Annotated in this window: 11 protein-coding genes; 4 read left to right on the plus strand and 7 right to left on the minus strand. The window is 53.1% G+C overall.

Annotated elements, in window-relative coordinates:
* The 3 genes from clpA (at nucleotide 1) to IPQ00_13660 (ending at nucleotide 4,197) form a co-directional block, all read left to right on the plus strand.
* On the plus strand, nucleotides 1–2,250 hold the full coding sequence (gene clpA / locus IPQ00_13650; protein ID MBL0241606.1) for an ATP-dependent Clp protease ATP-binding subunit ClpA: 2,250 nt from the start codon (nucleotides 1–3) through the stop codon (nucleotides 2,248–2,250).
* 4 nt (nucleotides 2,251–2,254) lie between these two features.
* Nucleotides 2,255–2,941, plus strand: coding sequence for a hypothetical protein (locus IPQ00_13655; protein MBL0241607.1), 687 nt, complete (start codon nucleotides 2,255–2,257; stop codon nucleotides 2,939–2,941).
* Nucleotides 2,942–3,249: 308 nt separating this feature from the next.
* Nucleotides 3,250–4,197, plus strand: coding sequence for a TonB family protein (locus IPQ00_13660; GenBank protein MBL0241608.1), 948 nt, complete (start codon nucleotides 3,250–3,252; stop codon nucleotides 4,195–4,197).
* A gap of 13 nt (nucleotides 4,198–4,210) precedes the next feature.
* On the opposite strand, the gene IPQ00_13665 is transcribed toward IPQ00_13660, so the two are convergent.
* From IPQ00_13665 to IPQ00_13680, 4 genes are all read right to left on the minus strand, one after another.
* Nucleotides 4,211–4,378: a hypothetical protein gene (locus tag IPQ00_13665; GenBank protein MBL0241609.1), complete on the minus strand. Its 168-nt coding sequence runs from the start codon at nucleotides 4,376–4,378 to the stop codon at nucleotides 4,211–4,213.
* Nucleotides 4,379–5,367: 989 nt separating this feature from the next.
* Nucleotides 5,368–5,946, minus strand: a complete 579-nt coding sequence (locus tag IPQ00_13670) for a hypothetical protein (protein ID MBL0241610.1) — start codon at nucleotides 5,944–5,946, stop codon at nucleotides 5,368–5,370.
* A gap of 109 nt (nucleotides 5,947–6,055) precedes the next feature.
* A complete protein-coding gene (locus IPQ00_13675) occupies nucleotides 6,056–8,557 on the minus strand; it encodes a zinc-dependent metalloprotease (GenBank protein ID MBL0241611.1) in 2,502 nt (833 codons plus the stop codon).
* A gap of 143 nt (nucleotides 8,558–8,700) precedes the next feature.
* Nucleotides 8,701–9,867 (minus strand): phosphodiester glycosidase family protein, encoded by a 1,167-nt coding sequence (locus tag IPQ00_13680; protein ID MBL0241612.1) that lies wholly within the window; start codon nucleotides 9,865–9,867, stop codon nucleotides 8,701–8,703.
* Between the two features lie 53 nt (nucleotides 9,868–9,920).
* On the opposite strand from IPQ00_13680, the gene IPQ00_13685 reads away from it, so the two are divergent.
* Complete coding sequence (locus IPQ00_13685) at nucleotides 9,921–11,300, plus strand: deoxyribodipyrimidine photo-lyase (GenBank protein ID MBL0241613.1); 1,380 nt, start codon at nucleotides 9,921–9,923, stop codon at nucleotides 11,298–11,300.
* A gap of 117 nt (nucleotides 11,301–11,417) precedes the next feature.
* On the opposite strand, the gene IPQ00_13690 is transcribed toward IPQ00_13685, so the two are convergent.
* The 3 genes from IPQ00_13690 to IPQ00_13700 form a co-directional block, all read right to left on the minus strand.
* Nucleotides 11,418–12,086 carry a GNAT family N-acetyltransferase gene (locus tag IPQ00_13690; GenBank protein MBL0241614.1) on the minus strand — a complete coding sequence of 223 codons (669 nt, stop codon included), beginning with the start codon at nucleotides 12,084–12,086 and terminating at the stop codon, nucleotides 11,418–11,420.
* A 37-nt stretch (nucleotides 12,087–12,123) separates the two neighbouring features.
* Nucleotides 12,124–12,417 (minus strand): Fe(2+)-trafficking protein, encoded by a 294-nt coding sequence (locus IPQ00_13695; GenBank protein ID MBL0241615.1) that lies wholly within the window; start codon nucleotides 12,415–12,417, stop codon nucleotides 12,124–12,126.
* Nucleotides 12,418–12,505: 88 nt separating this feature from the next.
* Nucleotides 12,506–12,961, minus strand: coding sequence for a peroxiredoxin (locus tag IPQ00_13700; protein MBL0241616.1), 456 nt, complete (start codon nucleotides 12,959–12,961; stop codon nucleotides 12,506–12,508).
* Nucleotides 12,962–12,964: the final 3 nt, after the last annotated feature.

Here is a 12,964-nt window from a genome sequence, read left to right on the forward strand (position 1 = left end):
ATGTTAACGCGCGAATTAGAACAAACCCTGAGTCTGGCAGTCGACGAAGCAGTTCGGCATAAGCACGAGTTTGTGACGATGGAGCACCTGCTCTTTGCACTGCTCGAGGACCCGGCGGGCCGCGATGTTCTATTAAGTTGCGGAGCTCAGATCGACGAGATCGCACGGGCACTGCAGGAGTATTTCGAAGGCGTACTGGAAAAGGTGCCCGGCGAAGAAAAGGTGATGCCCGAGTTGACCAACACCTTTCAGTCCACGATCTCATATGCCGTGCTCCAGGCTGAGGGCAGCGGGCAACCGTCGGTCGACGGGGCCAACATTCTAGCCGCTCTTTATCAGGCCGAGCAATCGTATGCCGTTTATCTGCTGCTGCAGCAGGGTATAACTCGGCTCGACGTGCTCAATTACATCGCTCACGGCATTTCCAAGGTCGACCCGGCGGATATGTTGCCGGACCCTGATTTTGACGAAGATCAGGAAATACCGCCCGGCAGCCAACGCAAAAAGCCGCTTGAGAGCTTCACGGTCGAGTTGGTCGCCAAGGCCGCCGCAGGCCTGATCGATCCGATCGTCGGTCGCAGCGAAGAGATCGAGCGTACCATCCAGGTGCTTTGCCGCCGCAAGAAAAATAATCCGCTCTATGTCGGCGAACCCGGTGTCGGCAAGACCGCTCTGGCCGAGGGCCTCGCGCTCAAGATCAGCGAAGGCAACGTGCCCGAGGTGCTTGCCAATGCAAAGGTGTTTGCACTCGATATGGGCGCAGTGCTTGCCGGGACGCGATACCGCGGTGATTTCGAACAGCGTTTCAAAGCGATCATCAACGAACTCAAGCAGCACGAAAACTCGATCCTCTTTATAGACGAGATACACACGATCGTCGGAGCGGGAGCGGTGTCGGGCGGATCGATGGATGCTTCAAACATCCTCAAACCCGCACTTGCGGCGGGCGAACTGCGGTGTATCGGTTCGACGACTCACGCCGAATATAAGGCCGCATTTGACCGCGACCGGGCACTCGCGAGACGCTTTCAGCGGATCGACATCAACGAACCGACTGCCGACGAAACCTACGAGATACTCAAGGGGCTAAAGCGTTTCTACGAGGCTCATCACGGCGTCAAATACTCTAACGAATCGCTGCGCACTGCTGCTGACCTGGCGGGCAAGTACATTAATGATCGATTTTTGCCTGACAAGGCGATCGACGTCATCGACGAGGTCGGAGCCTCGGTCAAGCTTTTGCCCGCGAGCCGCCGTCCTAAGAAAGTGACCGTCCAGATGGTCGAGAACACGGTCGCACGGATGGCCAAGATACCGCCGAAGACGGTGGTCGCGGACGAAAAGGTTCGGCTCAAGTCGCTTCGTGATGACATCAAAAAGACGATCTACGGCCAGGACGCGGCGATCGACGCGATCGTCGACGCGATCCAGATCTCGCGGGCCGGACTCGGTCACGAGACCAAACCCGTCGGCTCATTCCTGTTTTCGGGCCCGACCGGCGTCGGCAAGACCGAGGTTGCCAAGCAATTGGCGGAGATACTCGGTGTCGAGTTTCTCCGCTTTGATATGAGCGAGTACGCCGAACCGCACACCGTCTCGCGCCTGATCGGCGCACCGCCGGGATATGTCGGATTTGATCAGGGCGGGCTTTTGACCGAGGCGATAATGCGTACGCCGCACGCCGTTTTGGTGCTCGACGAGATCGAAAAGGCTCACCCGAATCTGTTCAATCTGCTGCTCCAGGTGATGGACTCGGCCACTCTGACCGACAATAACGGTAAAAAGGCAGATTTTCGCAACGTCATTCTAATAATGACGACCAATGCCGGCGCCCGCGACCTATCGTCGGGCGGTATGGGCTTTAGAAACTCGTCCGATACCAAGGGCAATGCCAAGGGCGTTATCGAGCGCACGTTTACGCCCGAGTTTCGCAACCGGCTTGATGCCTGGGTACCCTTTAAGGCACTCGATATGGACGTCATAAAGCTGATCGTCGATAAATTTATCAAGGAATTAAATGGCCAGTTGGCCGAAAAGCGTGTTTTGGTCCGGTTGACAGAAGATGCCCGCGAGTGGCTCGGCAAAAACGGTTTCGACGCCCGCTATGGTGCCCGACCGATGTCGCGTCTGATCCACGAAAAGATCAAGCAACCGCTGGCTAATGAACTCCTGTTTGGCAATCTCGTCAATGGCGGAAGCGCTCTGGTCGACGTTGACGGCGAGGATTTGACCTTAAAGTTCAATCAGTAAAGAGATGGCAAGAGAACGAAATCTCAAAACCGCAATAATTTCGGCGTTGATCGGGTGCCTGCTCGGTACGATCGCGTGTCTTATATTCTTTTGGGTTCTGTCCCCGGCTCCGTCTCCGGCCGCAATTAATGATGCCCCCCCATCGACACCGGCGACGACCGGCACGCCCGCCATATCGCCCAACCATGAGATCCCGAATCCGGAGATAAAAGCGGCCGATGTGACCTCGGTCAGCATCAATACGGTTTACAAAGGCTTTTTCGAAACCGGTAATAAGTGTTCAAAGACCTATAACGAATATTTTGGTAACGACGATGGTTTCGGAAGTTCGAGTTCGCCGTGCACCGTCAAGATCACGTTCAGCCGGGACGGCAAGGCGACCAGATCGGTCGAGATCAGCCGCTGGGACAAGGCGGCAAAAGAAAGACGGGTTGTCGAAAAGTCCAACGCTGCTGCCGAGATCACCAACGAACAATTCGATACAATTACCCGCACCATTGTTGCCAATGAGGCATTTAAGTCCTGGAAGAACGGGACTATGATCAACGTCAGCAACTGTACCATCACCGTCACGCACGCCGGCGGAACTAAGTCACCAATGAGCAATGTCGATGAAAACACGACCGTCTATCTCGAGATGGTCGAGGCCTTCAAACAACTTGAGAAACAACTCAGCTGGAAGACCGAGTAGCTGACCGATCTCAAATAACGCTGCCACGCCTCCCGCCGACGCCCCACCGGCAACCACCGCTCCGGCACCCTAAACAACAATTCGATGCTCCGCCGGATCTAATCGCAGAGAGTCAGCGACCAAACCCCTGTCAGAACCGAGAGCGATAGCGATTGGGTTCTTCCTCTTTCCCCCTCGCCGAGCCGGAAACGCGACCCTCAGGAATCGTGCATCTTCACGCACTAACAGCAGACCCGCACTCCAAATGAAATGAGAGGCCTCGATCATTTGTAACTGTGAATCGGCCATCTTGGCGTATAATCCAGGGTATGAATTCGTACACATTCTGCCAAACTATCTACTTGGCTCTCCTGGTATTTTCGTTATCCATCGTTGGAAATGCTCAGGCACCAAAATCACCAAAGCCGATCATCGCAGGAGTTGTAAATGGGAAAGCGACATCTCTTCCCAAACCCGAATACCCTGAAGACGCGCGGACCGCAAAGACCAGCGGCAAGGTGGGCGTACGAGTGTTGATCGACGAGAAAGGTAAAGTAATTTCCGCCGTAACTGAAAGTGGTCTGGAAAACGTATCGCTCCGCGTATCTGCTGAGGCGGCGGCACTAAAGGCAACATTTTCCCCGACGCTGCTTTCCGGAAAGCCAGTAAAAGTCAGCGGCGTGATCGTCTACAATTTCGTAGCGGAAAAAAGTAATGAAGAAAAATTAGCCCCCTTTGCGGTCTCGACATTTCTTACAATGGTTCGCGTGTTCGCAACCGACGAGACACGTCTTAAAAAAGAATTTCCGGCCAGCGACCCCCTTAAATCACAGCTTGGTGAATATCCTCAGTTCGAAACCGAATTTAAGGCAATTGTCGATCTCGAATCAATGCCCGCCGGAGAAAGGGTCGGTGCAATAGACCGTACAAAAATCGCCATCCGTGCGAAATTGAACCCGTCCGACCGCTGGCAGTTCGATCTCGGCGTGCCGATGGGCGAAATGATAAATGAGTTTGCTCAATTTTCGGATGAATCTGATGACGATACCCCCGATCTTGGCAAGCTGGATCAATCCAAAATAAAGCTCGCCCTCAACACCATCAACGACCTAACCCTCTCTGCCCCCACCGAATTTCCGCCTGACATCCTCCAAAAATTAAAAGACCTTGCCAGCTCAAAACCAAAAGACAACGGCATCACATCCGAAAATGTTTTGGACTTCTACACAAAACTCGCCGCCCTTTTTGAGATCATCTCGCCCGGAGTAACTAAATGAATGAGATCTATATCTAACCTAGGAACGGCAACGAGAGACGGCGTAGCTTATAGCGATCGGGGTCACAATTGCGATACTGCAATTCTCTGTTCGGATTCATACTTCTCGATCGTGTGAGCGATCCTGCTTGCCGTGTCGATGCAGCGATAAGGGGCACGACTTCCGTACTGTGATCATTCATTAAACTTCTCCGGACATTGACCTTCTACTTCGATGCGATTGAGCGAAAGCGTGATGTCTTTTGGTCCGTTCGCCGATCGTGGGGTTTCGCGAGGCGGCGATAGCGTCATTTTGTACCGGTTGACGGTTGGTCTCAATGAATTTGTTTGCGGCCTCAATGACCGTCCAAAGCTGAACGCAGGCTCGCTCGCCAGCGTAGAGCCACGGGTGGCGCCGACGGCGAACCCTTGGTGCTGATTTCAGAATCCTCAAACTCCCCTCCTTACAAAGGAGGGGTGGCGTCCCGATGTCTTTTATCGGGATGACGGGGTGGTTCTCAAGCGTCGATCAGGAATTCTGCGTGGTTTGTGGCCTAGGTCTAGCTCACGGTGAATATTAATTATCGTGAGAGAACCACCCCGTCAGCGGAAGCCGCTGCCACCCCTCCTTGGTAAGGAGGGGAGTTTTTCGGATCTCATTTACCTTTGCGTCGATGCGTGTTGCATCTATGCGACGTTGCTGTATCGTTGCAATTTCTGATATAATATAATTTAACCAGTCAACGGATCTTTGAAAACTAAAGACTGATGAAACAAACACAGTAGTTACGGCATTCCTGAGCACATTTTGTAAAAAGCCTGAGGGGAAGGAAATTAATTAGGGACACTTTGGGAGGTTAACCTATTTATTCAGAGCATTTAGCCTGTCCCAAATTCGGCAAAAACGTAAAATTAATTAGGGACACTTTTCGCCCGTAAGTAGCAGAGATCACACGGCTTAGCGTTACGAAATGTGTAAGTTAACTGTCCCAAATTAAATTGACCTAATTTGGGACAGTCTAATTGCGATTTGGGCGGGCTTTGCTTGTCGATTCGGCATTTGGGCGGTCAATCTCTGTTGGCCTGCTCGATTAGGCCAAAACCTAAGAACGGTGAGCGACCGACGAATGAAAAATGTGACGGTCCGTTCACTTAGCTTCCGGACCGTCACATTTGGTAGATCGACGTCTGTCTATTTTTTGACGGCGATCTTGGCCGTAAATGATCCCTTGACGGACTTATCGCCTTCGGTCACATCGATCGTACCGCTGACGGTGTCGGCGGTGACGGACTTGATCTCGACCTGGCCCGTGATCTTGGACGCAGAAAACGATGTATCAAAATTCGTATTCGTCTCCTTGCCGTCCGCAAATTGAAAGACGGCCAAATAGTTAAGGCTCATATATTTTTGCTGCGGATCGGCCTTATATATGCCCGGTTTGAATTCCGATTTCGAATCCGTGCCCTCTTCGCCGACCAGTTGGATCATTAGACGCACTTGATCCGGCGAGGTCAAGGGCTTTGACATTGTCAATGGAGTGGCCGGATCCATCTCGTAATTAGCCAGACCAACCTGAAAGGTTGTAGCCGTAGTAGCTTTGCCGTTTATATCTGTGAACGTCTTGACGTTTTTGTAGGTTCCGCTGGTCTTTGTCTCAAGGCTGACGTCTTTGCCGCCGACCTTTATGTCGATCTTTGCCGAGCCGCCGGTGCCAGCTCCGCAAGCTGTCAAAATCATCGCAAATACAATTATGGTCAATAACTGCTTCATATTGTTCCTCCTCAAAATATACGTCTGTACCACTAAATATACGCCATAAATGCAGCCATCTCGAAGCCGGGCTTTGGCCCGACGATTGATCGACAAATGCCGCGGACGATCAGTTACCGCCGATCGGATCGCCGGGTGGATTTGGCAACGGTGCCGGTTGTTTTCGCGGGGCGTCAGGCCTTTTCAAAAATCGCTCGATGTCTTCGGCGATTGAACGGTAATGAGCCGCTGTATCGCCCGTCGCTGCCTTGCGTTTGAGCATCGCCAAAAGGCTACGCAGTGCCTCGGCCGCGGTGGCACGAACTTGCGATTGCGCATTCGGGTTTGCGGCAAGTTCCATAAGTCTTTCGGCCAAAAGGCTCTGGACCGCACGCTGGATCAACGCCTGGTTCCCATCTGCCGACGCCGGTGATGCAAAAGCCGTTTTTACAAGAGCACCGACCACCTCGCGGAATGACGGATACGCCCGATCGCGTGCGTTTTGGCTGATAGAGCGGGCGGCACGATTGGGCTCGAGCAATCCGCTGATGGCGAGATCGGCGGCGATCTCGGCCGCACCGACGGCGTCAAACATCGGATTGGTCCGCTTCGCGAAAAGCTCCGATCGGCCTGACCCATACCCATACGCAATTGGCGGCATCAGCCGCAGAATGTTGTCGGGGATCGCCAGTTCGTCCGGTTTGATCGTCTCGAGGGCGGCGGCCAGGGCGTCACGCTGGCGAGCAGCCGGGACATTTTCGGTGACGGTAGCAGGATTCGGCCCATTCTCGGTCCGCACGGCAAACGTATAGTACGAACCGCCGATCGACTTGATCGCTGCGTTAAGTTGATAGCGATGATGCAGGTATAGAGGCAAGAATTTGTTTTCGAGCTCGGAGAGCGGCGCTCCCTTTTCGATATTTTGGATCCCGAATTGATTCAGACCGATGCGGCGAACCTTCATTTCGTGACGGAGCATTGCCACCGGGTCAGCGCCGTTGTCCCACAGATTAGCGAGTGGGTTTGATCCGCCGGCAGGGCGGGCATCATTGTCGGACAAAAACAGCATTCCGGCAGCAACGCCCTCGCGAACGATCTTTTCGAGCTCAAAGCTCTCATTTGCTCCGGCACTAAACTGCGAATACGCATATGTGACGGCAAATTTATCGAATGCCCCGATGCCGACCGCATACGCATTTGAAAGATCGAGCTTGCCGTCGCGGATCTCGACCAGCGGTGCCGGGTAGTCCATAACCGAACCTCGGCCGTAGGTGCTTGCGGCAAAATTGTGTGTAAAACCGAGTGTATGACCGACCTCGTGAGCCGAAAGTTGGCGGATGCGGGCGTACGACATTGCTGTCACGTCACTCGCGGCGTCCGTCGAGGCAAGGTAATCGACATCCGGCAACAGGCCGAAATCGCACGCGTTACTTGCCGATGCGTACTGCGGAGCCATTCCGGTACCGAGCAGAAAGTCCTGGCGCGCACGCTGTGAGTCGAGCGTCACGTCGCCCTTGATGATCTCGCCCGTTCGCGGATCGACCACGCTGTCACCGATCGACCAACCCCGCGTCGCACGATGGACCCAATTGACGACGTTGTAGCGGACGTCCATCGGGTCTGCATCGGGCGGCAGCACGCGAACGTGAAAGGCGTTGCGAAAACCGGCGGCCTCAAACGCCTGATTCCACCAGCTTGCTCCCTCGATCAGAGCGTCCTGGATCGCCTTGGGCGCGCCGTTGTCGACGTAATAGACGATCGGCTTAACGGGCTCGCTGATGGCGGCACTTGGGTCTTTTTTCTCTAAGCGATGACGCAGGATCCAACGCTTTTCGAGGTCCTCGTTGATATCTGTGCCGTAGTCGTAAAAGCTGATCGGAATCGATCCGGTTCGCGGATCGAATCGACGCGGACGGTATTTGTCATCGGGTAATTCCACAAAAGAATGACGCTCGCGAACCGTGACATTGCGCCCCGTCGGGGCAACTTGATTTATGAGGTTGCCGGTCTCGGCGGTGGTCGAAAGCGTGACCGTCGCCTCAACTTCGGTGTTTTTGGGAAATCCCTTGGTGTTTGGCATATAGAGGGCACTGCGGCTCTCGTCGAAACTGTAGTTTCCCTGCTTCGCCTGGTTGAGACGGTCGCCAACGCCGTGTGCATCGCGGATCAGAAAGCTCGTCGCATCGATAAGGACGCGCTCACCGTCGGCGGCCTCGACCTTGAAACCCCAGATCACCGACTTGGCAAACGATTCCTCGACCGACTTTTTTTGCTTGGCATCGCCCGTGGCCCGAAAATCGTAATTTGGCTGGACGAGCAAAACCTTATTGCCCGCCCGCTCAAACGTCACGATCTTGGTCGTACCCAATTGGCCGCGATCGAGCCCGAGCGGATTAGACCCAACGCCGGTCGGCAGGCTCACGAGGTACAGAAACTCAGTACCGAACCGCGTGACTTCGATGTAGATCTTGCCGTCGTCAGCACTGATGTAAAGCGGCACAAAACCATCGATCCGCTTCATCTTTTCGGTAACAGCGGCGATGGACTTACGCGGCGGCGTCTGCGCCGTAATAACAAAGGCTCCAAATGAAAAAGCAACGAGCAGGCAAAACGCGACGGTGATTCGATTCATATTTTTAGTTGATTATTGCTCGAAAGTTAACATTATTACGCAGTTCATACCAACTTAGTTTGACCGCAAGATGTCTAGGCCAAAGGCAAACTCCATTTGACGCAGATAAAGAATGGTCAAATTTCTGCGTTACCTGCGGCCGTTTACTTTTTGGGGTTTCGCAGCGTCACGAGGATCGCATCACTGACCTTTCGCTCGCCTTCTTTGTCCGACGGTTTGTTGACCACCTTGCCATCGACAAACATTGTCGTCGAACCACCGCCGTCGAGATTCATTGCGTCGACCGCTCCGAGGCTCAGCAGATATTCCGCAAGATCCTGCAACCCGATGCCGCCGCTCGTCTCGCTCCGGCCGTCGACCGTTATCATCAGAAACTTGCCGTCCTTGAGCTTAGCCACCGCCGTCCGCGGATGCCGCGTTTCGACAAAGGACTTGGTGGTCTTTTCCTGTTCCCAGGTGATGTCTACACGGCCGTTTTTGATGAGTTGAGGAACTCCGGCGACGATGTCTTCGAAATACTCCATTTTCGGCGGATCAGGTTCGTGCGAAATACTGATAATGTGCGTTCGCTGACCAATTTGAATAAGGGTGCCCACCCTAGCAATTTTGGTCAATTCGCTTGCCATCGTACCGCTTGCAGACAATACATAACCATCAGTAGGAATTTCTGAACTTCCAATACTGCGAACTATCTTTACGATGCGGTCTTTTCGAACTATTAATTCTATTGCCGTCTTGCTAGTCAACGTTGTTCGATGAAAATACGGCGTATAAAGAACAATTTCATTCGTGGCCAACTCTCGATTGGATCCCGAGATTTCAATTTCACGCTTTCCCTGAAAAAGAAAATGTGTAAGTTCCGATCTACCAATGGCAACTTCAGTTACAAGTTTGTTATTGGTAAGTCCCAATACGATTCGGTCATTAGTGGAGTCGCTGATAAGATGGCGGTCGATTATCAAAAGCCCTGCAGCATCACCGGCAAAAATACTTGTATCAAGCCTAAAAAAACCCGCGTTTACAGCTGCAAACGCTCCGTGGCGGGCAGCGATCGACGAAGTTTTCTCAGTGCCGATGGCGGCGTCCATCGCGTGGTGGACATCGAGGCGGACCTTGCTGAGATCGAGGCGGAGGAGGTTCATTTGGACCACCTTGCCGCTCACCTCGCGGGTCACCTCGGCGTACTCTACGCCGTCTTTAAGGGTCTTAAAGTCCTGTGCGGAGGAATGGCCACAGAGAGCACAGAGAAAGATGAGGCAAGAAACTAAAACCGGGAGCGACACGAATCTAAACCGTGAAAGCAAATTCATAAACTAATCTTCCTCTGTGTTCTCTGTGGCTAACAATCTCTATAATACACCCAATGCGGATCAACGAAAGAGTCATCGCTCTTAACAACAAACCGGTAAATTCTAACGCTCGATACGTTTTGTATTGGATGCAGATGTACAAGCGTGTCGATAATAACCACGCTCTGATCTACGCGATACGCAGGGCAAATGAGCTGAAGCTGCCGCTGGTGGTTTATGAGGGGCTGAAATATTACTACCCTTGGGCGTCAGATCGTCTGCATACCTTTATTCTCGAAGGCGTTGAAGAAAAGCGTCGCGAATTTGAGCGCCTCGGCATCCGCTATGTCTTTTATTTGCAAAAGGATAAAGACTCGCCGAAACAGACGGTCGCGGCACTCGCAAAAGATGCGGCGTTGATCGTCACCGACGACTTCCCTTGCTTTATCATCCCGGAACACAATCGGCGGATCGCTGAGCGAGCAGATATTCCGGTTTTTGTGGTCGATTCGAATGGTGTTATACCGATGTCGAAATTCGACAAGGAGGAGTATGCCGCGTACACGATACGCCCAAAGATAAAAAAGCTGCTCGACCGCTATCTCGTGCCGTTGGCTAATGAAGCGGTTGATATAACAAGCCTCGGGCTGGAAGTTGATTGTCCCGAAACTCTCATCACCGCTGACAACATTGCTCAACTAGTTTCCGAGTGTGATATCGACCACAGCGTGCCGGCATCCGGCCATTATCGTGGTGGTACAACCGCCGGACGCGCTCGACTCTCCAAATTTGTGAATGACATCTTAACCGATTATGACAAAGCCCGCAGCAAACCCGACCGCGACGGTTCGTCGAGGCTGTCGTCGTATTTACATTTCGGCTATCTGTCGCCAATTGAGATCGCACTTGCCGTGCGAGATGCCGACGCGCCGCAAGAGTCGATCGACGCATATTTAGAAGAACTAATAGTCCGCCGCGAGCTGTCGTACAATATGACACTCTTTAACCCAAAATATGACACGCTTGAGGCTTTGCCCGCTTGGGTTCACAAGACGATGCGTGAGCACGCGGGTGATGAGCGGCAGTTCACCTACACGCTCGAACAGCTTGAGGCGGGCGAGACGCACGACGAACTCTGGAATGCCGCCCAGCGTGAGATGACCGTTACCGGCGAAATACATAATTACGTACGGATGCTGTGGGGCAAGAACGTCATCGCGTGGTCGCCGTCATACGAGGTCGCTTTTGAGACGCTGGTCCACCTCAACAACAAGTATTGTCTTGACGGTCGAAATCCTAATTCGTACTGCGGTATCCTTTGGTGCTTTGGAAAACACGATCGGCCGTGGATGGAGCGAGCGGTGTTTGGCCAGATCCGCTATATGACGAGCGGCAGTACGGGCAAAAAATTTGATTCGAAAAAGTACATCGAGTGGACGAAGTGTCTGGCCTAGAGCAAGGCGGCTCCGTAACAATGCCTATTAGCCGCCGATCACGCAGATGAAGCAGATAAAACCTTATATGAAAGATCTGAGTCATCTGCTATATCTGCGGTTAAATATCTTTCGCCATCACTCAGTTATGATCTTCCAATTGCCCTGCCAATCAAATTGCTCGACGGCGTTGAATCGTTTTTTGTAGTCGTAAAAGGACGTACCCTCGTAGGCGTAGCCGTGATAATAGAATTCGAACCCGAGTTGGGTCGCGTATTCGATCACCTTCAGCATTGTGAAAATACCGAGGCTTCGGGCCGTTTCATCCGGGTCAAAACAACCGTAGATCGCCGAGACGGAGCGTTCGGCAAGGTCGAAAAAGCTGGCGGCGACGAGTTTGCCGCCGTCTCGGACTGTGATCTCAAACAGCTCGGTAGGTGAACTTTCGGCGTCGCGAACGATAAAGTCGAAGATCGAATCCGGAACGCCGCTCTTAAACCGGCGTTTGTGCCGTTCAAATAGATCGTGTGTTTCGGGAGCTACGTCAAATGGGCCGATCGACACGTCGAGGCCGGCGTTGCGGCGGAGCACGCGGCGCTGGCTCTTAGACAGGCGAAAATCAGCCAGCCTGATCCTCAGCGGCATTACCCGGCGGATCTCGCCGCCGTAAATCCCTAGATTGTATCTGAAAAAATGGGTGCCAAAATGACGCCAACCGCCAGCCAGCAATTGATCCAATTCGGCGGATGCGACGAGGTCGGCGTGAAATGCCTCGTTGATAAAGTAAGGTATGTCGCCGTCAAACATCCGTGGCCCCGGTTGATGGTTTGGTCGACGTCGGCAGTTACCAGTTGACCTTGCCCTCTTGCGAGGTGTCTATCTGGGCTAGCTCTACGCCTTCGTTGTAGAAGAATATCTTCATATTGTCGAAGAGAAACTCGTGTGAGTCCGGATTTGAAACGTCGATGCCAAAGTGGTTGATAAGCTGATTTTGCTTTTGCAGCCACTCTTTCCAGCAACCCTGACACATCTCAGCACCGATCTTCTGCCCCAACTCCGTCGGCAGCGGTGCGAAACCTATCGGTTCGGTCTTCTGCCCACAACGTCCACATTTGAATTTTTCACTAAATAAAGCCATAGGCAGATTTTACCACAGAGCACACAGAGGACACAGAGAATCCAGATCTAGCCAGTATGGCGCTCTGTGCTCCCGGTGCTCTCTGTGGTTAATTTCCTTGTGCGGCCTTGATCGCCGCGAGCACGTCATTGTCCGCCGGGCGAAACAGGCTCAGGGATTCTGCCTTGTGATACGTGATCTTGCCTTTGCCGTCGATAACCACTACGCCGCGGGCGGAGCGTCCGGGCAGCCAGGATTTCATATCGTACATTGCCGAGACCGAGCGATCCGTGTCGGCCAAGAGCCGCAGCGGCAGATTATGCTTTTCGGCAAAGCCGCTGTGCGATTCGACCGAGTCGGTCGAGATGCCGACGACCTCGGCACCGGTCGCCTGGTATTCGGACCAATGATCGCGGACCGAGCAAAGCTGTGCGGTGCACACGGGCGTGTTGTCGCCCGGATAGAAGAGCAGCACCACTGTGCGCCCTTTGTAATTACTTAGTGACCACTCGGAACCTTCGCCATCCTTAAGCGTGAAGTCCGGTGCCGGATCGCCTACTTTCATATA

This window comes from Chloracidobacterium sp. (assembly GCA_016720705.1).
Lineage (GTDB): Bacteria > Acidobacteriota > Blastocatellia > Pyrinomonadales > Pyrinomonadaceae > OLB17.

Bases quoted from the DNA above. Each gene is read 5' to 3' on its own strand.
- clpA (MBL0241606.1), top strand. From the start codon at position 1: ATGTTAACGCGCGAATTAGAACAAACCCTGAGTCTGGCAGTCGACGAA.
- IPQ00_13655 (MBL0241607.1), top strand. From the start codon at position 2,255: ATGGCAAGAGAACGAAATCTCAAAACCGCAATAATTTCGGCGTTGATC.
- IPQ00_13660 (MBL0241608.1), top strand. From the start codon at position 3,250: ATGAATTCGTACACATTCTGCCAAACTATCTACTTGGCTCTCCTGGTA.
- IPQ00_13665 (MBL0241609.1), bottom strand. From the start codon at position 4,378: ATGAATGATCACAGTACGGAAGTCGTGCCCCTTATCGCTGCATCGACA.
- IPQ00_13670 (MBL0241610.1), bottom strand. From the start codon at position 5,946: ATGAAGCAGTTATTGACCATAATTGTATTTGCGATGATTTTGACAGCT.
- IPQ00_13675 (MBL0241611.1), bottom strand. From the start codon at position 8,557: ATGAATCGAATCACCGTCGCGTTTTGCCTGCTCGTTGCTTTTTCATTT.
- IPQ00_13680 (MBL0241612.1), bottom strand. From the start codon at position 9,867: ATGAATTTGCTTTCACGGTTTAGATTCGTGTCGCTCCCGGTTTTAGTT.
- IPQ00_13685 (MBL0241613.1), top strand. From the start codon at position 9,921: ATGCGGATCAACGAAAGAGTCATCGCTCTTAACAACAAACCGGTAAAT.
- IPQ00_13690 (MBL0241614.1), bottom strand. From the start codon at position 12,086: ATGTTTGACGGCGACATACCTTACTTTATCAACGAGGCATTTCACGCC.
- IPQ00_13695 (MBL0241615.1), bottom strand. From the start codon at position 12,417: ATGGCTTTATTTAGTGAAAAATTCAAATGTGGACGTTGTGGGCAGAAG.
- IPQ00_13700 (MBL0241616.1), bottom strand. From the start codon at position 12,961: ATGAAAGTAGGCGATCCGGCACCGGACTTCACGCTTAAGGATGGCGAA.